The organism is Ideonella sp. sgz306126 (genome assembly GCF_056032705.1).
Window position 1 is genome coordinate 217,962 of record NZ_JBVYWP010000002.1, and the last position, 20,392, is coordinate 238,353.

Annotated in this window: 18 protein-coding genes; 10 read left to right on the forward strand and 8 right to left on the reverse strand. The window is 68.5% G+C overall.

Translation table 11 applies throughout. The features are described 5' to 3' along the window. The first annotated feature begins 1 nt into the window (after nucleotide 1). Entirely contained in the window at nucleotides 2-1,516 is a 1,515-nt protein-coding gene (locus AC0N04_RS05365; protein WP_474279435.1) for a sensor histidine kinase, read from the forward strand. Nucleotides 1,517-1,637: 121 nt separating this feature from the next. Here the strand turns inward: AC0N04_RS05365 and AC0N04_RS05370 are convergent, their stop codons facing one another. The 6 genes from AC0N04_RS05370 to AC0N04_RS05395 all read right to left on the reverse strand — a co-directional run bounded on the left by AC0N04_RS05370 (nucleotide 1,638) and on the right by AC0N04_RS05395 (nucleotide 8,098). Continuing rightward, nucleotides 1,638-2,045, reverse strand: coding sequence for a hypothetical protein (locus tag AC0N04_RS05370; protein ID WP_474279437.1), 408 nt, complete (start codon nucleotides 2,043-2,045; stop codon nucleotides 1,638-1,640). A 274-nt stretch (nucleotides 2,046-2,319) separates the two neighbouring features. Beyond that, nucleotides 2,320-3,474 (reverse strand): rod shape-determining protein RodA, encoded by a 1,155-nt coding sequence (rodA, locus tag AC0N04_RS05375; protein WP_474279439.1) that lies wholly within the window; start codon nucleotides 3,472-3,474, stop codon nucleotides 2,320-2,322. Then, nucleotides 3,471-5,513 carry a penicillin-binding protein 2 gene (gene mrdA / locus AC0N04_RS05380; RefSeq protein ID WP_474280494.1) on the reverse strand — a complete coding sequence of 681 codons (2,043 nt, stop codon included), beginning with the start codon at nucleotides 5,511-5,513 and terminating at the stop codon, nucleotides 3,471-3,473. Before mrdA ends, rodA begins: the two co-directional genes overlap by 4 nt. A gap of 25 nt (nucleotides 5,514-5,538) precedes the next feature. Continuing rightward, nucleotides 5,539-6,060, reverse strand: coding sequence for a rod shape-determining protein MreD (gene mreD / locus AC0N04_RS05385; RefSeq protein WP_474279441.1), 522 nt, complete (start codon nucleotides 6,058-6,060; stop codon nucleotides 5,539-5,541). Continuing rightward, complete coding sequence (mreC, locus tag AC0N04_RS05390; protein ID WP_474279443.1) at nucleotides 6,057-6,986, reverse strand: rod shape-determining protein MreC; 930 nt, start codon at nucleotides 6,984-6,986, stop codon at nucleotides 6,057-6,059. Before mreC ends, mreD begins: the two co-directional genes overlap by 4 nt. Before the next feature lie 68 nt (nucleotides 6,987-7,054). Continuing rightward, nucleotides 7,055-8,098 (reverse strand): rod shape-determining protein, encoded by a 1,044-nt coding sequence (locus AC0N04_RS05395; RefSeq protein WP_474279446.1) that lies wholly within the window; start codon nucleotides 8,096-8,098, stop codon nucleotides 7,055-7,057. A gap of 421 nt (nucleotides 8,099-8,519) precedes the next feature. Here AC0N04_RS05395 and gatC point away from each other — a divergent pair, with 421 nt between their 5' ends. From gatC to gatB, 3 genes are read left to right on the forward strand one after another with little or no spacing between them, the layout of a single operon-like run. Continuing rightward, nucleotides 8,520-8,819, forward strand: coding sequence for an Asp-tRNA(Asn)/Glu-tRNA(Gln) amidotransferase subunit GatC (gene gatC / locus AC0N04_RS05400; protein ID WP_474279448.1), 300 nt, complete (start codon nucleotides 8,520-8,522; stop codon nucleotides 8,817-8,819). Continuing rightward, nucleotides 8,816-10,330 carry an Asp-tRNA(Asn)/Glu-tRNA(Gln) amidotransferase subunit GatA gene (gatA, locus tag AC0N04_RS05405; protein ID WP_474279450.1) on the forward strand — a complete coding sequence of 505 codons (1,515 nt, stop codon included), beginning with the start codon at nucleotides 8,816-8,818 and terminating at the stop codon, nucleotides 10,328-10,330. The genes gatC and gatA overlap by 4 nt, the downstream gene beginning before the upstream one ends. A 1-nt stretch (nucleotide 10,331) precedes the next feature. Next, nucleotides 10,332-11,801, forward strand: a complete 1,470-nt coding sequence (gatB, locus tag AC0N04_RS05410; RefSeq protein WP_474279452.1) for an Asp-tRNA(Asn)/Glu-tRNA(Gln) amidotransferase subunit GatB — start codon at nucleotides 10,332-10,334, stop codon at nucleotides 11,799-11,801. 60 nt (nucleotides 11,802-11,861) lie between these two features. Here the strand turns inward: gatB and AC0N04_RS05415 are convergent, their stop codons facing one another. Together AC0N04_RS05415 and pyrE are read right to left on the reverse strand one after the other, a co-directional pair. After that, complete coding sequence (locus tag AC0N04_RS05415) at nucleotides 11,862-12,203, reverse strand: hypothetical protein (protein WP_474279455.1); 342 nt, start codon at nucleotides 12,201-12,203, stop codon at nucleotides 11,862-11,864. Continuing rightward, entirely contained in the window at nucleotides 12,200-12,886 is a 687-nt protein-coding gene (gene pyrE / locus AC0N04_RS05420) for an orotate phosphoribosyltransferase (RefSeq protein WP_474279457.1), read from the reverse strand. The genes AC0N04_RS05415 and pyrE overlap by 4 nt, the downstream gene beginning before the upstream one ends. Nucleotides 12,887-12,899: 13 nt before the next feature. On the opposite strand from pyrE, the gene AC0N04_RS05425 reads away from it, so the two are divergent. The 6 genes from AC0N04_RS05425 (at nucleotide 12,900) to AC0N04_RS05450 (ending at nucleotide 20,350) form a co-directional block, all read left to right on the forward strand. Further along, complete coding sequence (locus tag AC0N04_RS05425) at nucleotides 12,900-13,691, forward strand: exodeoxyribonuclease III (RefSeq protein ID WP_474279459.1); 792 nt, start codon at nucleotides 12,900-12,902, stop codon at nucleotides 13,689-13,691. Nucleotides 13,692-14,043: 352 nt separating this feature from the next. Next, the gene (locus AC0N04_RS05430) at nucleotides 14,044-15,042 is read left to right on the forward strand and encodes an efflux RND transporter periplasmic adaptor subunit (RefSeq protein ID WP_474279461.1); all 999 of its coding nucleotides are present in this window, start codon (nucleotides 14,044-14,046) and stop codon (nucleotides 15,040-15,042) included. 13 nt (nucleotides 15,043-15,055) lie between these two features. Continuing rightward, a complete protein-coding gene (locus AC0N04_RS05435) occupies nucleotides 15,056-18,346 on the forward strand; it encodes an efflux RND transporter permease subunit (protein WP_474279463.1) in 3,291 nt (1,096 codons plus the stop codon). Between the two features lie 34 nt (nucleotides 18,347-18,380). Beyond that, nucleotides 18,381-19,658, forward strand: a complete 1,278-nt coding sequence (locus tag AC0N04_RS05440; protein WP_474279465.1) for an NAD(P)/FAD-dependent oxidoreductase — start codon at nucleotides 18,381-18,383, stop codon at nucleotides 19,656-19,658. Between the two features lie 70 nt (nucleotides 19,659-19,728). Beyond that, nucleotides 19,729-19,956, forward strand: coding sequence for a YgaP family membrane protein (locus AC0N04_RS05445; protein WP_474279467.1), 228 nt, complete (start codon nucleotides 19,729-19,731; stop codon nucleotides 19,954-19,956). 103 nt (nucleotides 19,957-20,059) lie between these two features. Continuing rightward, nucleotides 20,060-20,350 carry a metal-sensing transcriptional repressor gene (locus tag AC0N04_RS05450; RefSeq protein WP_474279469.1) on the forward strand — a complete coding sequence of 97 codons (291 nt, stop codon included), beginning with the start codon at nucleotides 20,060-20,062 and terminating at the stop codon, nucleotides 20,348-20,350. Nucleotides 20,351-20,392: the final 42 nt, after the last annotated feature.

Here is a 20,392-nt window from a genome sequence, read left to right on the forward strand (position 1 = left end):
CATGCGGGCCTTTCCTCCTCCGCCGTCGGCCACCTCGTCCCCGCGTGAACAGCATTCGCTGTTCGGCGAGATCCTGGATTGGATGCTCGCGCCGCTGCTGCTGCTGTGGCCGATGAGCGTGGCGCTGACCTGGCTGGTGGCGCAGAACATCGCGGCGCGGCCTTATGACCGCGACCTGGCGCAGTTGACCCGGATGATCGCGCAGCAGATGAATCTGGAAGCCGCGCAGCCGCGAGGCAGCCAGCCCCTGCATCTGTCCGAGTCGGCGGCCGCGCTGCTGCGCAGCGACGATGTCGACCGGGTCTACTTTCAGGTGCTGGGGCCGCAAGGCGAGCGCCTGGCCGGCGATCCCGAGGTCCCCGCGCTCGACCATGAACACGAAAGTGCGGCGCCGGGCGAGATCGCGTTCCGCGACGAGGTGATCCAGAACGAGCCGGTGCGGGTGGCCAGCCTGCGGCCGGCCGCGGGCGACGGCGCCCCCTCGGCGGTGGCGCTGGTGCAGGTGGCCGAGACGATGGACAAGCGCTCGCGCCTGGCCACCGAGATCATCAAGGGCGTGATCCTCCCGCAGTTCGTGATCCTGCCACTGGCGGTGCTGCTGGTGTGGTTTGCGCTGGCGCGCGGCATCGCACCGCTGAACCTGCTGCAGCAGCGCATTCGGCAGCGCGAGAGCCACGACCTGAGCCCGATCGACGAGCACGACGCACCCGAGGAAGTCGCGCCGCTGGTGCGCTCGATCAACGACCTGCTGGCCCGACTCGACCAATCCATGGGCAGCCAGAAGCACTTCCTGGCCGATGCAGCCCATCAGTTGAAGACTCCCCTGGCGGGCCTGCGGACCCAGGCCGAACTGGCCCAGCGCGAGATCGACGCCGGCGGGGATCCGAAATCGGTGAAGCGCTCGTTGCAGCAGATCGCGCTGTCCAGCCAGCGGGCGGCGCACATGGTCAACCAGCTCCTGTCCATGGCGCGCGCCGAGGACGAGGAACAGGCCCGCAGGCAACTGGCCTTCAACCTCGCGCGCCTGGCCACCGAGGTGGTGCGGGACTTCGTGCCCAAGGCCATGGACAAGCGCATCGACCTGGGCTTTGAGGGCCCCGAGAGCGACGAGACCCTGCCCCGGCTCGTCGGCCAGCCGCTGCTGGTGCGCGAGATGATCCGCAACCTGGTCGACAACGCCTTGCAGTACACGCCCGAAGGGGGCACGGTGACCGTGCGTGTGATTCCCGACCCCTTCGGCCAGGTGATGGTGCTGCAGGTCGAGGACAACGGCCCCGGCATTCCCGAGGCCGAGCGGGAGCAGGTGTTCCAGCCGTTCTACCGGGTGCTGGGGACGGACGTCGACGGCAGCGGGCTGGGCCTGGCGATCGTCAAGGAGGTGGCCGACAAGCACGACGCCGAGATCCTCATCGAGCCGGCCCGCCTGACGGCGGTCTTGCCCCCGGGTGAAGGCCCTGGGGTTCGATTCACGGTGCGCTTTCATCTGACGGCTGGCACGTCGTCGACCGTGGTGTGAGCGGCGCTGCGTCGCACGGCCTGTTCACGCATGAATGAAAAAGGCCGCTGCGTGCGGCAGCGGCCCGGAGCGAGGGTCTCGCGACGAATCGCCGGCACGCCAGCGACGTCGGGACGGACGCTTACTTGCCCAGCGTGGACTTCAGGCCCATCGCGGCCGCGGGCGCGCCCTTGACCCAGGTGCCCGAGTTGAACACGCCGCCGAGGTCGGGCGACATGCCGACCCAGGTGCCGTCGGCGTTGATGACATAGGTCAGCACGTAGCCGAACTGGGCCGTGCCGTTTTCGCTGAGCGCGTAGCCCTTGCCCATCGCGCCGGCGAGCGCCTTGCCGGCCGGGCCGAGCGTGGCTTCGTCGGTCAGGCCGCAAGCGCTGAAGGAGTGCGTGCCGCTGACGACGCCGCCGGAGTTAACCAGGTTGGTCATGCCGTCGCAATAGCCGCTGAAAGTGAGATTGGCAGGAATCCCGGCCTGGGCGATGCCGGCGGTGGCGAGAAGAGCAGCGGCGGCCAGGGTCTTGGTGTTCAGCATGTCAATTTCTCCGATGAGTGTGGGTCAAAGCAAGGTGTCCTCTCAGCGCTCGACATGGCGATCTGTCAACCACAATCCGAGTGCTGCAACTCACAAGCTCCGATGAATCAACGCCACGGATGCAAAACGACATCAGAAGCGTGGAAGATTCACTTGAGTTTGCGTGCCTTCAGTCTGCTTTGCACAACCCCGTCGCCGTATCCCCTGCACAGGGGGGGACGCCGCCCAAAGCGTGGTTTCGAGCCCGCCAAACTAGGGGCAGGGCAAGCCCGGATCAGCTCTGCATCAGGCGCCGGCTTTTGCCGATGGCCATCAGCATGCCGAGGCCGCATCCCAGCGTGAGCATGGCGGTGCCGCCATAGCTGATGAAGGGCAACGGAACCCCGACCACCGGCAGGATGCCGCTGACCATGCCCATGTTCACCAGCGCGTAGGTGAAGAAGCTCATCGTGATCGCACCGGCCAGCAGGCGCGCGAACACGGTGGGCGCCTCGGCGGCGATCATCAGCCCGCGCAGCACGACGAAGGAGAAGGCCGCCACCAGGCCCAGGACGCCCAGCAGGCCGAACTCCTCGGAGAAGGCCGCAAAGACGAAATCGGTGGTGCGCTCGGGAATGAAATCGAGGTGGGTCTGGGTGCCGTTCATGAACCCCTTGCCGGTGACGCCGCCCGACCCGATCGCGATCATGCCCTGGATGATGTGAAAGCCCTTGCCCAGCGGATCCTTGCTGGGATCGAGCAAGGTGCAGATGCGGTGCTTCTGATAGTCGCGCAGCAGCGGCCAGACGACATCGGGCTGGCAGATGCGGTCCTGCGACCACACCAGGGCCGCCACCCCGACGGCCATCAGCAGCAGCGCCGGCGCGATCAGCCGCCACGACAGACCGGCGAAGAAGATCACGTACATCCCGCTCGACAGGATCAGGATCGCCGTGCCCAGGTCCGGCTGCTTGATCACCAGCCCGACCGGCATCAGCAGCAGCAGCGCCGCCACGCCGAAGTCCAGGGGCCGCAACTGGCCTTCGCGCTTCTGGAACCACCAGGCGAGCATCAGCGGCATTGCCAGCTTCAGCAATTCGCTGGGCTGGATCACGACGCCCACGTTGAGCCAGCGGGTGGCGCCCTTCTTGGTGATGCCGAACAAGGCCGTTGCCAGCAGCAAGGCCACGCCGACGGTGTACAGCGGCACGGCGATGCGCATCATGCGTTGCGGCGGAACCTGCGCCACCAGGAACATCAGGCCGAAAGCCAGCGCCATGTTGCGGGCATGCTCCGAGAAACGCCCATCGATGTCGTAGCCGGCCGAATACATCGTGACCAGGCCGAACCCGCACAGCACCAGCACGCCGCAGGTCAGGGCCGCATCGAAGCTCGCCAGCGCCGGGCGCAGGCGATGCCAGAGCGAGGGACGTTCCACCACGGCCATCATCGGGCACTCCGATCCATGTCGGCGGCCGACGCAGACACGCGCGGCGCCACCGCAGCCGAAGCCGCCGCCGATGCGGCGATCGCCGGGGCGGCAATGCGCAGATTGGTGGCCTCGGCCAACGGTCGCGGCGGCTTGACCGGCACCGTGGCCAGCCCCTTTTGCACCGCCGCGATGTCTTCGTCGACCGGGTACAGCCCCTGCAACCAGTAATCGAACACCCGCCGTGCGATCGGCGCGGCCGAGGCGGCCCCGAAGCCGCCGTTCTCCACCACCAGCGCCAGGGCGATGGTCGGGTTGTCGGCCGGCGCGTAGGCCATGAAGAGCGCATGGTCACGCAGCCGCTCGGCCGTGCGCGAGGCGTTGTACTTCTCGTTCTCCTTGATGCGCACGACCTGGGCGGTGCCGGTCTTGCCCGCCGACACATACCCGGCACCGGCAAACACCGCCGCCGCTGTGCCTTCCTTGTTCACGCCGATCAGCGCGTTGCGCACCACCTCCAGATCCTGCGGCCGGATCGGCACCGGCGCCAGCGGCTCGGTGGCCACCGGATGGCTGGCGCCGCTGACGGCGTCCCCGATCTCGCGCACCAGGTGGGGCTTGTGCCGCTCGCCGCCCGCCGCCAGCGTGGCCGCGGCCTGGGCCATCTGCAGGATGGTGAAGCTGTTGTAGCCCTGTCCGATGCCCAGCGAGACCGTGTCGCCGGGATACCAGCGCTGCTGCTCGGGCCGGTGATAGGTGCGCCGCTTCCAATCGGTCGACGGCAGCACGCCGCGCACCTCGCCTTCCAGATCGATGCCGGTCAGCTGCCCGAAGCCGAACGGTGCCGTGTGCTGGGCGATCGTGTCGACGCCCAGATCGTTGGCCACCATGTAGAAGTAGGTATCGCAGGACTCGACCAGCGCGCGGTACATGTCCACGGTGCCATGGCCACCTTCCTTGTCGTCGCGGAATTTGTGGTTGGCGAACATGAAGTAGCCCGGGTCGTAGATGGTCTGCTGGGGCGTGCGCTTGCCCGTCGCCAGCGCGGCCAGGGCCATGTAGGGCTTGTAGGTCGAGCCTGGGGGATAGGTTCCCCGCAGCGCCCGGTTCAGCAAGGGCTTGTCGATCGATTCGTTGAGCTCGCGCCAGTTGTCCGGGTCGATGCCGTCGACGAACAGATTGGGGTCGAAAGTGGGCTTGGACACGAAGGCCAGCACCTCGCCGTTGCGCGGATCGATCGCCACCAGCGCGCCACGGCGATCGCCGTAGAGCTGCTCCACCAGCGACTGCAGCTTGATGTCGATCGACAGCACCAGCGTGTCGCCCGGCTTGGCCGGCTGGCTGGCCAGCCGGCGCACCGCCCGCCCGCTGGCCGCGGTCTCGACCTCCTCGTAGCCGGTCACGCCGTGCAACTCCTTCTCGTAGCTCTGCTCCAGGCCGAGCTTGCCGATGTATTCGGTGCCGCGGTAGTTGGCCTGGGCCTCGTCGGTCCAGTCCTCCATGTCGTCCTTCTCAGACTGGTTGATGCGGCCGATGTAGCCGATCAGGTGGCTGGCCAGTTCGCCGTAGGGATAGTTGCGAAACAGCCGGGCCTTGACCTCGACGCCGGGAAAGCGGTAGCGCTGCGCCACGAAGCGGGCCAGTTCGTCGTCGGTCAGGCGGTTGCGGATCGGCAGCGACTCGAAGCTCTTGGATTCTTCGAGCTGGCGCTTGAAGCGGCGGCGGTCGCGCGGCTGGATGTCGACGATCTGCGCCAAGGCGTCGATGGTCGACTCCAGGTTGTCGACCTTGGACGGCGTGATTTCGAGCGTGTAGGCGGTGTAGTTGGTGGCCAGCACGATGCCGTTGCGGTCCAGGATGCGCCCGCGGTTGGGCACGATCGGCAGCACCGCGATGCGATTGGCCTCCGCGCGCGTGGAGAGTTCGCCATGGCGAGCCACCTGCAGCACCACCATGCGCGTCAGCAGCAGGCCGAAGCCGAGCAGCACGAACGCCGCCGCCGCGAAGATGCGCAAGCGGAAGCGACTCAGCTCACGCTCAAGGTTCTTGAGTTCGGTCAGTCCGCGCACTGCGTGCCTTGCCGGGTCACAGGGGCCGGTTCTTGTCGGGGTCGGGCGGGCGCCGCTGCGGGGCCAGCAGCAGCCAGGTGGCCAACGGCCACAGCAAGCCTTCGAGCAGCGGTGCGAAGATCAGGCCCCAACCGGGCAGGCCGCTGCCGGCGATCAGCCGAACCAGCAGCGACACCAGGTGGGCTGCGGCGAACAAGGGCGTGACCTGCAGCACCTGTTCGGCCAGGCCGAACCAGCGCAGCCTGCGATGCATCGAGATGGCGCCATAGCTCAGCAGCGTGTAGGCCAGCGCGTGCTGCCCGAGCAAGGCGCCCTGGTGCACGTCCATCAGCAGCCCGAAGAGAAAGGCCCAGCCGATGCTGACCCGCCGCGGCTGGTGCACGTTCCAGAACACCAGCACCAGCGCCAGCAGATCGGGCAGCGCCGGATGGCGCCCCCACGGCACCATCTGCAGGCACAGTGCCGCCACCAGCGACAACCACAGGAAGACCGGGTTGACCGGCAGCAGCAGTTGGTCCGAACCGCGCGGCATAATCATGGCCGGCCTCCCTTGCGAGCGCCGCGGGCCGGTGCCGGGCGATCGGCGGGCGGGGTGTCGGGCCGCGGCGGCAGCTGCAAGCCGACGGGCTGCAGCACCAGCACCTGCCGCACGGCATCGGCCAGGGCGGCGGGTTGCAGCGCGACATGCGCGAAGGCCGAATCGGCGCGGCGGTTGACCTGCGTCACCTTGGCCACCTGCAGTCCGGCGGGATAGACGCCGTCCAGCCCGCTGGTGACGAGCCGATCGCCGACCTGGACATCATCGTTGCCGGCCATGAAGCGCAGCTCCATCGCCGTGCCGTCGCCGGTGCCGAAGGCGGCCCCACGGTGCCCGGTGCGCGCGTTCAGCACCGGGATGGCCGCGTCCTTGTCGACCAGCAGCGTGACCTCGGAGGACAGCGGATAGACCCGCGTGACCTGCCCCAGCACGCCTTCGTCGTCGATCACCGGCGAGCCGGCGACGATGCCCTGGTCGGCCCCCTGGTTCAGGAACAGCTTGCGCGAGAACGGATCGGGCGCCTCGTACAGCACCTCGGCGGCCTGGCTGCGCACCGGAATGGCCGGCCGCAGCGACAGCAAGGCCCTCAGGCGCGCGTTTTCCTCGGTCAGCTGGGCCACCCGGGACGACTTCTCGGCCTGCAGCGCCAGCCTGGCGCGCATCGCGGACTCCTGGTCGAGCGCATTCTGCAGACCCTGCGCGTAGCCGAGCCCGCGCTCCCAGGTCTGCACCGGGATCACCAGGATCCGCTCGAGCGGCAGCAGCGCGGTCGCCAGCGCCGCGCGCAGCGGCTGGGTCAGCGCAAAGCGCTTGTCCGCCGCCATCAGGAAGACGGCCAGCGCGGAATACAGCACCAGCTTGGTCAGGGCCGACAGGCCTTGACGAAAGAACGGCGGCGGTGTGCGGTCGATCGAACCGATGGGCATGGGGTCTGTCGCACGGGATGCCGAAAGGTCGCGCCGTGGCGCGGCTCAGGCCGGGCGCGGTGCAGCGCTCACTCGGATGTGAAGATCGAACCCAGCCGCTCCATGCGCTCCAGGGCCATGCCGCAGCCGCGCACCACGCAGGTCAGCGGGTCCTCGGCCACCAGCACCGGCAGGCCCGTCTCCTCGGCCAGCAGGCGGTCCAGATCGCGCAGCAGCGCGCCGCCGCCGGTCAGCATCATGCCGCGCTCGGCGATGTCGGCGCCCAGCTCGGGCGGCGTCTGCTCCAGCGCGTTCTTCACCGCCGAGACGATCTGGTTCAGCGGGTCGGTCAGGGCTTCGAGGATTTCGTTCGACGAGATCGTGAAGCTGCGCGGCACGCCTTCGCTGAGGTTGCGGCCCTTGACCTCCATCTCCTTGACCTCGGAGCCGGGGAAGGCCGAGCCGATGTGCTTCTTGATGGACTCGGCCGTGGGTTCGCCGATCAACATCCCGTAGTTGCGGCGGATGTAGTTGATGATGGCCTCGTCGAACTTGTCGCCGCCGACCCGCACCGAGCCCTTGTAGACCATGCCGCCCAGCGAAATGACGCCGACCTCGGTGGTGCCGCCGCCGATGTCGACCACCATCGAGCCCGAGGCTTCCGACACCGGCAGGCCGGCACCGATCGCGGCAGCCATCGGCTCTTCGATCAGGTAGACCTCCGAAGCGCCGGCGCCCAGCGCCGATTCGCGGATCGCGCGGCGCTCGACCTGGGTCGACCCGCAGGGCACGCAGATGATGATGCGCGGGCTGGGCTTGAGCACAGACCGGGGGTGCACCATCTTGATGAACTGCTTGAGCATCTGCTCGGTGACGGTGAAGTCGGCGATCACGCCGTCCTTCATCGGGCGGATGGCTTCGATGTTGCCGGGCACCTTGCCCAGCATCGCCTTGGCCTCGTGACCCACCGCCTGGATGGTCTTCTTGCCCTGCGGCCCGCCTTCGTGGCGGATCGAGACCACCGACGGCTCGTCGAGCACGATGCCCTTGCCGCGGACGTAGATCAGGGTGTTGGCGGTGCCGAGGTCGATGGCAAGGTCGGTCGAGAAATAGCGACGAAAGGAAGAGAACATGGTCAGGCGGTCACAGGGCTGGCGCGGCCGCTGAAGGCGAGGCCGGCAAGCGTCAGCTCGGACGCAGGCAGGTCTTGAACCACAGGGCGCATGAAGGGGTGGCGGTGATGATCGGTTCGGCGAGCCTGCGACACCAGACGACGGCGCGATGCAGGGGCGTGCTGCGTGGGCTCCACGGCGCCCGGAGGGGACGACTCGATACCAGCGATCTGGCGCGCAAGGCATGTGCAAAACATGCGCGAAACAGCTGACCCGAATGCACGACCCGGAGGGCGGTGGATAACGCGCGATAATACCTCATCGCCCCCTTTTTTCAGGGGGTTGTGCCTGTTTCTTACGCAGTGCACAGCTGCTTACGGGCAGGGCCGGCGCGGTGCGCGCGGGCGCCGCCGGAACCCTTGAACTTTCCGAGAAAACGACCATGTCACTCACTCCCGAGGACGTGAACCGCATTGCCCATCTGGCGCGGCTCGACCTGTCCGACACCGAGGCGAACGCGATGCTCAGCCAGCTCAATGGCTTCTTCGGCATCGTCGAGCAAATGGGCGCGGTCGACACCCGTGGCGTCGAGCCGCTGTACACCCCGCTGTCGACAGTGCAGGACGTGCAGCTGCGCCTGCGTGACGACGTGGTCACCGAGGGCAACGAGCGCGAGCGCAACCAGCGCAGCGCCCCTGCGGTCGAGAACGGCCTGTTCCTCGTGCCCAAGGTGATCGAATGAGCGCAGAACTGCATACCCTGGGCGTCGCCGCGCTGTCCGAGGCGCTGGCAGCCAAGCGCGTCTCCAGCGTCGAGCTCACCCAGCACCTGCTGCAACGCGCCGCCACGCATGCCGGGCTGGGCGCCTTCCTGCACCTGGACGCCGAGGCGGCGCTGGCCTCGGCGGGCGCCGCCGACGCCGCCCGCGCCGCCGGCCAGGCCGGGCCGCTGACCGGCGTGCCGATCGCCCACAAGGACATCTTCGTCACCCGCGACATGCCCACCACGGCCGGCTCGAAGATGCTGGCCGGCTACCGCAGCCCGTTCGACGCGACGGTGGTCGCCCGGCTCGGCGCGGGCCTGCCCGGCCAGGCCGCCGGTGCCGGCATGGTCAGCCTGGGCAAGCTCAACTGCGACGAGTTCGCGATGGGCTCGGCCAACGAGAACTCGGCCTTCGGCCCGGTGAAGAACCCCTGGGACACCACCCGCGTGCCGGGCGGCTCATCCGGCGGCTCGGCCGCCGCGGTGGCGGCCCGCCTGCTGCCGGCCGCCACCGGCACCGACACCGGCGGCTCGATCCGCCAGCCGGCCAGCTTCTCCGGCCTCACCGGCATCAAGCCGACCTACGGCGTGTGCAGCCGCTACGGCATGATCGCCTTCGCCTCCAGCCTGGACCAGGCCGGTCCGCTGGCGCGCAGCGCCGAAGACTGCGCGCTGCTGCTGTCGGCGATGAGCGGCTTCGACGAGCGCGACAGCACCAGCGCAGAGCGCCCGGCCCAGGACTTCCACGCCCAGATGCTGCAGCCCCGCGCCGGCGCCACCGCGGCCCAGCCGCTCAAAGGCCTGCGCATCGGCCTGCCGGCCGAGTTCTTCCCCGCGGCGCTGGCGGCCGACGTGGACGGCGCGGTGCGCGCCGCGCTGGCCGAGCTCGAAAAGCTCGGCGCCACGCTGGTCGACGTCAGTCTGCCGCGCACCGAGCTGTCGATCCCGGTCTACTACATCATCGCGCCGGCCGAGGCCAGCTCGAACCTGAGCCGCTTCGACGGCGTCAAGTTCGGCCACCGCGCGGCGAAGTACGACGACCTGCTGGACATGTATCGCAAGACCCGCGCCGAAGGCTTCGGCGCCGAGGTCAAGCGCCGCATCATGATTGGCACCTACGTGCTCTCGCACGGCTACTACGACGCCTACTACCTGCAGGCGCAGAAACTGCGCCGCATGATCGCCGACGACTTCCAGGCCTGCTTCCAGCAATGCGACCTGATCGCCGGCCCGGTCGCGCCGACCGTGGCCTGGCGCATCGGCGAACAGGGCGACGACCCGCTGCAGGCCTACCTGGCCGATATCTTCACGCTGCCCGCCAGCCTGGCCGGCCTGCCCGGCATGAGCGTGCCCGCCGGGTTCGGCGCCTGCGGCATGCCCGTGGGCCTGCAGTTGATCGGCAACTACTTCACCGAAGGCCGGCTGCTGCACGCCGCCCACGCCTTGCAGCAAGCCACCGATGTCCACCTCCGCACGCCGGAGGGCTTCTGACATGACGCCCCCCCAACTCATCCGCGGCTACGAGGTCGTGATCGGCCTGGAAACCCATGCCCAGCTGTCGACCGCGTCGAAGATCTTCTCGGGCGCGTCGACCCGCTTCGGCGCCGATCCCAACACCCAGGCCTGCCCGGTCGACCTGGCCTTGCCCGGCACCTTGCCGGTGATCAACCGCGGTGCGGTCGAACGGGCGATCCGCTTCGGCCTGGCCGTCGACGCCAAGGTGGCGCCGCTGTCGATCTTCGCGCGCAAGAACTACTTCTACCCTGACCTGCCCAAGGGCTACCAGATCAGCCAGTACGAGATCCCGGTGGTCCAGGGTGGCCGAGTCGCCTTTTTCGTCGGCGACCGGCCGATGACGGTGCAGCTGACCCGCGCCCACCTGGAAGAGGACGCCGGCAAGTCGCTGCATGAGGGCCTGGAGACGCCGGGCTGCTCGGGCATCGACCTGAACCGGGCCGGCACGCCGCTGCTGGAGATCGTCACCGAGCCCGACATGCGCTCGGCCGCCGAAGCGGTGGAGTACGCCAAGGCGCTGCACGCGCTGGTGGTGTGGCTGGGCATCTGCGACGGCAACATGCAGGAAGGCTCGTTCCGCTGCGATGCCAACGTGTCGGTGCGCCGGCCCGGCGCGCCCTATGGCACGCGGCGCGAGATCAAGAACCTCAACAGCTTCCGCTTTCTGCAGGCCGCGATCGAGGCCGAGACGCACTGGCAGATCGACCAGCTCGAAGACGGCCTGGCGATCCAGCAGGCCACCGTGCTGTTCAATCCCGACGCCAATGGCGGCCGCGGCGAGACCCGCTCGATGCGCACCAAGGAAGATGCGCACGACTACCGCTATTTCCCCGACCCGGATCTGCCGCCGCTGGTGATCGCACCCGACTGGATCGCGCAAGTCCGCGCCGGCATGCCCGAGTTGCCGCGAGCGATGGCCGAGCGTTTCGCGGCCCAGGACGGTCTGCCCCCCCACGACGCCGCGATGATGACCCAGAGCCGCGCCTTCGCGGGCTACTACGAGGCCGCGCGCGATGCGTCGAAGGCGCCCAAACTGGTCGCCAACTGGTTGATGGGCGAGTTCAGCAAACGACTGAACGCCGACGACCTGGACATCGGCGACGCGCCGGTGGCGCCCGCCACGCTGGGGGCGTTGATCGGCCGCATCCAGGACGGAACGATCTCGAACAGCGCCGCCCGGCAGGTGTTCGACGCGCTATGGGGCGGCGCCACGCCGGACGTCGATGCGCTGATCGAGGCCAAGGGCCTGAAGCAGATGAACGACACCGGCGCGCTGGAGGCCATCGTCGATGCGGTGATCGCCGCGAATCCGAAGTCGGTCGAGGAATTCCGCGCCGGCAAGGACCGTGCCTTCAACGCACTGGTCGGCCAGGTCATGAAGGCCAGCCAGGGCAAGGCCAATCCCGCGCAAGCCAGTGCGCTGCTGAAGGCCCGCCTCGGCAGCTGAGGCCTGCGGAGGGCAACCCGGTGACGCCGCCCGCCCGCGCCCGCCGGCGCGGCAGCGGCTTCACCCTGGCGCGGAGGCTCCTGGCGCCACGTACATGTTTTCCGGCGCCATGCCCTGCGGCAGCAGCTTGCAGCGCAGCGTGCCGCCCGGGCGCTGCAATTCCAGGTCGCTGTGCTTGATGAACAGCTTGACGCCCTTGGCCTTGTTCACGAAATAGGCCTCCCGAGCGTCGCGCACCCGCCGGGCGACCCAGTGTTCGGCGCCCACATCGACCTGCACCGTCAACGGCGTGGTCGTGGCCTTGAGCACCTGCCGGTCCTCGCAGACGTAGGTGGCCGGTGCCGCCTGCGCCGACGCGGCGACCGCCAGCAGGGCCGCCACCAGAGGGCCGGCGCGCCTCACGCCGCCACCCCCACCCCGTAACGCGCGCGGTAGGCCGCCACGCGGTCGAGATTGGCGGCCAGTGCCGCATCGCCGGTGGTCTGCAGGAACTGCATCAGGTCGGCCAGCGTGGCGATGGCCAGCACCGTCAGGCCGAGTTCCTGCTCGACGTATTGCACGCCCGAGCGGGTCTGCCCCGGCGCGTCGCTGGCGCGCTCCTGCCGGTCCATCGTGATCGCCACGCCCACCGGCGTGGCGCCGGCGGCGCGGATCATGTCGGCGGCCTCGCGTTTGGAGGCACCGTCGGTGATCACGTCGTCGATGATCAGAACCCGGCCCTTCACCGGCGCACCCACCAGCGTGCCGCCCTCGCCGTGGTCCTTGGCTTCCTTGCGGTTGTAGGCGTAGGGCACGCTGCGGCCCTCGCGCGCCAGGCCGATGGCCACCGCCGCGGCCAGCGTGATGCCCTTGTAGGCCGGACCGAACAGCATGTCGAACTCGAGGCCCGACGCCAGCAGTCGGCGTGCATAGAATTCGCCCAGCCGCATCAGCTTGGCGCCGTCGTCGAACAGGCCGGTGTTGAAGAAATACGGCGACTGGCGGCCGGCCTTGGTGGTGAAGTCGCCGAAGCGCAGCACCCCCGCCTCGACCGAGAACTTCACGAAGTCCTGCGCCAGCGGATCGGTGTTGCTTGTGTTGGACATGGAAGGGTTCCCCATGGGTTTCAGACTCGTCACGCTCAACCTGAACGGCATCCGTTCGGCCGCCACCAAGGGCTTCCAGGCCTGGACCGAGAGCGTGCGGCCGGATTGTATGGGGGTGCAGGAAGTCAAGGCCCAGGCCGACACGGTGCAGGGCCAGTTCGACCAGGTCGCCGACATGGCCGGCCATTTCCACTACGCGCAGAAGAAGGGCTACTCCGGCGTGGGCCTGTACGCCCGGCAGCAGCCCAGCGACGTGATCACCGGCTTCGGCGTCGAGGAGTTCGACGCCGAGGGCCGCTACGTCGAGGTCCGCTACGACAAGCCCGGGCGCAAGCTCAGCCTCATCAGCTGCTACTTCCCCAGCGGCTCGTCGGGCGAAGAGCGCCAGCAGGCCAAGTTCCGCTTCCTCGACGCGATCTGGCCGCACCTGATGGCGCTGAAGGCGGACGGGCGCGAGTTCATCCTGGTCGGCGACGTGAACATCGCGCACAAGGAAATCGACCTGAAGAACTGGAAGAGCAACCAGAAGAACAGCGGCTTCCTGCCCGAGGAGCGCGCCTGGATGACCCGGCTGCTCGACGAAGGCGGCCTGGTCGACGTGTTCCGCACCCTGAACGACCGCCCCGAGCAATACACCTGGTGGAGCAACCGCGGTCAGGCCTGGGCCAAGAACGTGGGCTGGCGGCTGGACTACCACCTGGCGACGCCAGGCCTCGCCAGGCACGCCAAGGCCGAGCACATCCATCTGGAGTCGCGCTTTTCCGACCACGCGCCGCTGACGATCGACTACGACTTCCAACTTTGAGGATCAGCGGCCCGTTCCGGGCGCCCACGCATCTGTCTGGCGCCGGCATGGGCCTGAGCCGCAGGGCGCCCTGCGCCGCCCACCCCAGTTTGCAGGCCGCGGTCGCGGGTCCGAACCATGACACAGAGCCTCGACCAACGTACCATGCGGGAGAGGGTGCGCGAGGGATGGCCGACGCCTTGATCTCCAACAAGAGCCGGGCATCGTCCCTGGGTCACATCCCGGGCTTTCCGGGTTCATGAGGGGGTGTCGCTTGATACCCATTGGGGTATTCTGTATGATCTCCACTATGCTCTCATCGCACTCCTTTTCCGCCGCGTATCGCCGGGCGGCGCTGGGCGTCTTGGTCGCCATGCCGCTCGCCGTGATGGCGGCGCCCGTCGCCACGATCAAGGTCGGCGTCGGCGCGACCACGTCGGGCTTCGAGATCGACGGCACGGCCGAGGCGCTCAAGCAGGCCACGGTGGCGGCTCAGATCAGCGGCAACGTCCTGTCGCTGGACGTCAAGGCCGGTGACCGGGTCAAGGCGGGTCAGATCCTGGCCCGTCTGGACGATCGCGACGCCAGCGCCGGCCTGGCGCGCGCCGAGGCGGGCGTTGCCCAGGCCGACGCCGAGTTCCGGAACGCCCGCATCGCCGCCGAGCGCAACCGCGACCTGCGCGCCAAGGGCTTTGTGAGCCAGGCCGCCGTGGACAGCTCCGACACCCAGCTGCGTGCGGCCCAGGCCGGTCTGCAGCAGGCCCAGGCCGCACGCAGTCAGGCGGCACTGGGGCACGGGTTCTCTGCCGTCTCGGCGCCGTTCGATGGCGTGGTGCTCGCGACACTGGTGAACGTCGGCGATCTCGCCGCGCCGGGCCGCCCGATCGCCACGCTGTACGCCCCGGGCGCGATGCGCGCCGTGGTGCAGATTCCCTCGTCGCGGGCCGCCGCGGCCCGCCAGGCCACCCAGCGCCTGGTGCAACTGCCGGCGAGCAGCACCTGGGTCGCTCCGGTGCACAGCACCGAGTTGCCCGTGACCGATCCGGTCGCCCAGACCGTCGAATGGCGGCTGGACCTGCCTGGCAACGCCGGCGTCACGCCGGGTCAGAGCCTGACGGCGCGATTTGCGGGTGCGCCCGCCGCTGCCGCCGCGCCGGCCGCCCTGACCGTGCCGGCGTCGGCCGTGCTGCGGCGCGGCGAACTGGAGGCGGTCTATCTGGTTCAGGGCTCGCAGTTCGTGCTGCGGGCAGTCCGCCTGGGCGACAGCCAAGGCGGCGACAGCGTGGCCGTGCTGGCCGGGCTGCGTCCCGGTGACGTGGTGGCCGTCGACGCCGTGCGCGCCGGCTTGCTCGACGCCACCCCGGCGCGCTGAAGGGCCGGCCGCGATGTCCGCCCCCGAAACCCAGACCACCGCCGCCGAATCCACCGAGCTGGGCGTCTCCGGCCGGCTGGCGCGCGCCTTCCAGGGCAATGCGATCACGCCGCTGCTGGCCCTGGTGGCCTTGCTGCTGGGCTTGTTCGCGGTGATGGTGACGCCGCGCGAAGAAGAGCCTCAGATCAACGTCACGATGGCCAATGTGCTGATCCCCTTCCCGGGGGCCAGCAGCGCCGACGTGCAAAACATGGTGGCCCGGCCGGCGGAGCAGGCCCTGGCGCAGATCGCCGGTATCGAGCACACCTACTCCGTCGCCCGCCCCGGTCTGGCCTTGCTGACCGTCCAGTTCAAGGTCGGGGTGCCCCGCACCGATGCGCTGGTGCGCCTGTACGACGTGCTCAACGCCAACCAGGACTGGCTGCCCGCCGGCCTGGGCACCTTGAGCCCGATCGTGCGTCCGATGGGCATCGACGACGTGCCGGTGCTGGGCATCACCCTGTGGGCCGACGACGGCCGCGCAGCGGTCGACCTGGAGCGCGTGGCGCACACCGTCGAGGCCGACCTCAAGCGGATTCCCGGCAGCCGCGCCGTCCAGACCATCGGCGGCCCCGGCCGCGCCGTCAACGTGCAGCTCGATCCGTCGCGCCTGCGCGAGCGCGGTATCGACCTGATGCGCCTCAAGGCCACGCTGGGCGCGGCCAATCTGAGCATGCCGTCGGGCAGCGTGGTGCAGTCCGACACCGGCCAGATGCTGACCGTCGACACGGGCGAATTCCTGCGTTCTGCCGAGGACGTCGGCGACGTGGTGGTCGGTGTCAACAACGGCAAGCCGGTCTACCTGCGCGAGGTGGCCACCATCGTCGCCGGAGCCGCACAGCCGCAGCACTACGTCTGGTTCACCCCGGGCGCGGCGCCGGCCGACCAGGGCGGCGCGAGCAAGGCCTCGGCGCCTCCCGGCAAGGTGTACCCGGCGGTCACGCTGACCATCACCAAGAAGCCCGGCCAGAACGCCGTCGACGTGGCGGCGCAAGCCCGCGCGCGCCTGGCCGAACTTCGCGGCACCGTCATACCGCCTGGGATCGAGGCCACGATCACCCGGGATTACGGCCAGACCGCATCGGACAAGGCCAACAAGCTGATCGAGAAGCTGATCTTCGCCACCAGCTCGGTCATCTTGCTGGTGGGCATCGCGCTGGGTCGCCGCGAGGCGGTCATCGTCGGCGCCGCGGTGATCCTCACCCTCACCGCGACGCTGTTCGCCTCCTGGGCCTGGGGGTTCACCCTCAACCGGGTCTCGCTGTTCGCGTTGATCTTCTCGATCGGCATCCTGGTCGACGACGCGATCGTGGTGGTCGAGAACATCCACCGCCACCAGCAGCTCGATCCGCACAAGAGCCTGCGCGAGATCATTCCGGCCGCCGTCAACGAGGTCGGTGGTCCGACCATCCTGGCGACGATGACGGTGATCGCGGCCCTGCTGCCGATGGCCTTCGTCACCGGCCTGATGGGCCCGTACATGAGCCCGATCCCGATCAACGCCAGTCTGGGCATGGCGCTGTCGCTGGCCATCGCCTTCACGGTCACGCCGTGGCTGGCGCTGAAGCTGATGAAGCCGCACGCCGGCCACGGCCTCGATGCCGAAGCCCATGCGGCGGCGGCCGCCGGCAAGATCGGCGCCCGCCTGGGCGGCGTCTTCGCCGGCTTGCTGCGTCCGCTGCTGGAGAGCTCGCGCAAGCGCTGGCTGCTGCTGGCCGGCATCGTGGCGGCACTGCTGCTGTCGATCGGACTGACGCTGGTGCAGTGGGTGGTGCTGAAGATGCTGCCCTTCGACAACAAGTCGGAGTTCCAGGTGGTGGTCGACATGCCGGCGGGCACGGCCCTCGAGAACACGGCGGCGGCGCTGCACGACATGAGCGCCTACCTGGCCAAGCAACCCGAGGTGACCCATCTCCAGGGCTACGCCGGCACGGCCAGCCCGATCACCTTCAACGGCCTGGTGCGCCAGTACTACCTGCGCGCCGACCCGGAACAAGGCGATCTGCAGGTCAACCTGGTCGACAAGCACCATCGCTCGGACCAGAGCCACGCCATCGCCCAGCGCTTGCGTCCGGGTCTGGAGAAGATCGCCGCAAACTACGGCGCCAAGATCAAGGTCGTCGAAGTGCCGCCCGGCCCGCCGGTGATGAGCCCGCTGATGGCCGAGGTCTACGGACCCGACGAGGCCGGCCGCCAGGCCTTGGCGGCGCGCATCGAAAAGGCCTTCCGCGACACGCCGGACATCGTCTCGATCGACACCACGCTGAAAGAGAATGCGCCGCGGGTGTTTCTGCGGGTCAATCGGCAGCGTGCCGAATCGCTGGGCATCGCGGTGGCCACGATCGCCCAGACCGTCCAGGGAGCGCTGTCCGGCGCCGATGCGGCCTGGCTGCACGATGGGCACAGCAAGTACCCGGTGCCGGTGCGGCTGCAACTGCCGCGCGATTCGCAGGTCGGCCTCGACGCCGTGCTGGCCTTGCCGGTGCAGGCCGCCAACGGCCAGCTGGTGCCGCTGTCGGAGCTGGTGCACGTGGAGCGCGGCGTGATCGACAAGCCGCTCTACACCAAGGATCTGCAGGGCGTGTCCTACGTCTTCGGCGACATGGCCGGCAAGCTCGATTCGCCGCTGTACGGCCTGTTCGACATCCGTCCGCGCCTGACCGCCGCGGCCCTGCCCGGCACCGGGGCGTTGGGGGAGTACTGGATCCACCAGCCGTCCGACCCGTACCGGCAGTACGCGATCAAGTGGGACGGCGAGTGGCAGGTGACCTACGAGACCTTCCGCGACATGGGGGCGGCCTACGCGGTCGGGCTGGTGCTGATCTACCTGCTGGTGGTCGCGCAGTTCCGCAGCTACCTGACGCCGCTGGTCATCATGGCGCCGATCCCGCTGACGCTGATCGGCGTGATGCCGGGCCATGCCTTGCTGGGCGCCCAGTTCACCGCCACCAGCATGATCGGCATGATCGCGCTGGCGGGCATCATCGTGCGCAATTCGATCCTGCTGGTCGACTTCATCGAACTGCAGGTGGCGCAGGGCATGGCGCTGCGCGATGCGGTCGTCAACTCGGCCCGAGTGCGCGCGCAGCCCATCGTGCTGACCGGTCTGGCCGCCATGGTGGGTGCGTTCTTCATCCTGGACGACCCGATCTTCAACGGCCTGGCGATCGCGCTGATCTTCGGGATCCTGGTGTCGACCTTGCTGACGCTGGTCGTCATCCCGGTGCTGTATTACGCGATGTACCACCGTCGCTACGGTTCATAAACCACCGCCGATCGAGCGGGAAAAGGAGACAGTCATGGCCCACATCGTCATCATGGGAGCTGGCATCGGCGGCATGCCCTGCGCGTACGAGATGCGCGAATTGCTGCCCAAGGAACACAAGATCACCGTGGTGAGCGCGGTGGACTACTTCCAGTTCACGCCGTCCAACCCCTGGATCGGCGTGGGCTGGCGCCAGCGCGACGAGGTCGTGCTGAAGGTCGCCCCGCTGCTGGAACGCAAGGGCATCGGCTTCGTCGGCCAGGCGGTCACGGCCATCGACGCTCCCGGCAACAAGCTGACCCTGGCCGATGGCCAGGTGCTGGATTACGACTACCTGGTGATCACCACCGGCCCCAAGCTGAGCTTCGAGGAAGTGCCCGGCGCCGGCCCGCACGGCGGCCACACCCATTCGGTGTGCTCGGTGGACCACGCGGAGGCGTTCTGGAAGGACTACCAGGAATTCCTGAAGAACCCGGGCCCGATCGTCATCGGTGCGATGCCGGGCGCCAGTTGCTTCGGGCCGGCCTACGAATTCGCCTTCATCGTCGACGCCGACTTGCGCAAGCGCAAGATCCGCAACAAGGTGCCCATCACCTTCGTCACCAGCGAGCCCTACATCGGCCACCTCGGCCTGGGCGGCGTCGGCGACTCGAAGTCGATGATGGAATCCGAGATGCGCGGCCACGACATGAAGTGGATCACCAATGCCAAGACCACCAAGGTCGAGGCCGGCAAGCTGTTCGTCACACAGGTCGACGATCACGGTGCGGTCTACAAGGAACACGAGGTTCCGTTCAAGCTGTCGATGATGCTGCCGGCCTTCAAGGGCGTCGACGCGGTGGCGGCCGTGCCCGAGCTGTGCAATCCGCGCGGCTTCGTGCTGATCGACGAGTTCCAGCGCAGCAAGAAGTACCGCAACATCTTCTCGGCCGGCGTCTGCGTGGCGATCCCGCCCGTCGAGGCGACCCCGGTCGCCACCGGCGCGCCCAAGACCGGCTACATGATCGAGACCATGACCACGGCCATCGCGCACAACATCGCCGATGAGCTGGCCGGCAAGCCGGTCACCGCCAAAGGCACCTGGAACGCGATCTGCCTGGCCGACATGGGCGACACCGGCGCGGCCTTCGTGGCGCTGCCGCAGATCCCGCCGCGCAACGTGAACTGGTTCAAGAAGGGCAAATGGGTCCACCTGGCCAAGATCGCCTTCGAGAAGTACTTCATGCGCAAGATGAAGACCGGCAACTCCGAGCCGGTCTACGAGAAATACGTGCTCAAGGCCATGGGCATCGTGCGCCTGACCGACCGCTGACTCCGCGTGCCGGGGTGCCCGCCCGAGGCACCCCGCACCGCCAAACCAACCCACCTGAAAGGCCTACACCATGACCGTCGACCGGTTGATCCGCATTTTTGCCGGCAGCTTCATTCTCTTGTCGCTGCTGCTGGGCGTCGAAGGCAGCCCGCTGTTCATGAGCAAGTGGTGGCTGGCCTTCACCGCCTTCGTCGGGGCGAACCTGCTGCAGTTCGGTTTCACCAACATGTGCCCGATGGGCTGGATCCTGCGCCGCCTCGGCGTGCCTGACGAATCCGGCAGCTGCGCCAGCCGCTGACACCGTGCGAGGCACGATGCCCGCGGATCCCGCCTGCCTTTCGGAAGCAACGACAATGGCCGCTGACCCTCACCCCAAAGCTCCCCGCACGGAGTTATGCGCCATGGCCATGCTGACCGACGAAAAGAACCGTTCCGACATCATGAACCGCCTCAAGCGGGCCGAAGGCCAGCTGAGGGGCATTCAACGCATGATCGAGGAAGGCCAAACCTGTCTGGACGTCGCCGGCCAGATGGCGGCCGTCCGCAAGGCGCTGGACAGCACCTATGTGCGCATGACGGTGTGCTTCATGGAGCAGGAGCTGGGGTCGCGCCTGGGCGACAACCCCAAGGGCCGCAAACAGCTGACCGACGTGCTGGACGAAGTGCAGACCATGCTGGGCAAGGTGCGCTGAGCGCCGCCGCGCACACCGCACCGCCAGCCGTATCCCTGGAGC

Coding starts and splice junctions, on each gene's coding strand:
- AC0N04_RS05365 (WP_474279435.1), top strand. CDS start 2: ATGCGGGCCTTTCCTCCTCCGCCGTCGGCCACCTCGTCCCCGCGTGAA.
- AC0N04_RS05370 (WP_474279437.1), bottom strand. CDS start 2,045: ATGCTGAACACCAAGACCCTGGCCGCCGCTGCTCTTCTCGCCACCGCC.
- rodA (WP_474279439.1), bottom strand. CDS start 3,474: ATGATGGCCGTGGTGGAACGTCCCTCGCTCTGGCATCGCCTGCGCCCG.
- mreD (WP_474279441.1), bottom strand. CDS start 6,060: ATGATTATGCCGCGCGGTTCGGACCAACTGCTGCTGCCGGTCAACCCG.
- mreC (WP_474279443.1), bottom strand. CDS start 6,986: ATGCCCATCGGTTCGATCGACCGCACACCGCCGCCGTTCTTTCGTCAA.
- AC0N04_RS05395 (WP_474279446.1), bottom strand. CDS start 8,098: ATGTTCTCTTCCTTTCGTCGCTATTTCTCGACCGACCTTGCCATCGAC.
- gatC (WP_474279448.1), top strand. CDS start 8,520: ATGTCACTCACTCCCGAGGACGTGAACCGCATTGCCCATCTGGCGCGG.
- gatA (WP_474279450.1), top strand. CDS start 8,816: ATGAGCGCAGAACTGCATACCCTGGGCGTCGCCGCGCTGTCCGAGGCG.
- gatB (WP_474279452.1), top strand. CDS start 10,332: ATGACGCCCCCCCAACTCATCCGCGGCTACGAGGTCGTGATCGGCCTG.
- pyrE (WP_474279457.1), bottom strand. CDS start 12,886: ATGTCCAACACAAGCAACACCGATCCGCTGGCGCAGGACTTCGTGAAG.
- AC0N04_RS05425 (WP_474279459.1), top strand. CDS start 12,900: ATGGGTTTCAGACTCGTCACGCTCAACCTGAACGGCATCCGTTCGGCC.
- AC0N04_RS05430 (WP_474279461.1), top strand. CDS start 14,044: ATGCCGCTCGCCGTGATGGCGGCGCCCGTCGCCACGATCAAGGTCGGC.
- AC0N04_RS05435 (WP_474279463.1), top strand. CDS start 15,056: ATGTCCGCCCCCGAAACCCAGACCACCGCCGCCGAATCCACCGAGCTG.
- AC0N04_RS05440 (WP_474279465.1), top strand. CDS start 18,381: ATGGCCCACATCGTCATCATGGGAGCTGGCATCGGCGGCATGCCCTGC.
- AC0N04_RS05445 (WP_474279467.1), top strand. CDS start 19,729: ATGACCGTCGACCGGTTGATCCGCATTTTTGCCGGCAGCTTCATTCTC.
- AC0N04_RS05450 (WP_474279469.1), top strand. CDS start 20,060: ATGGCCATGCTGACCGACGAAAAGAACCGTTCCGACATCATGAACCGC.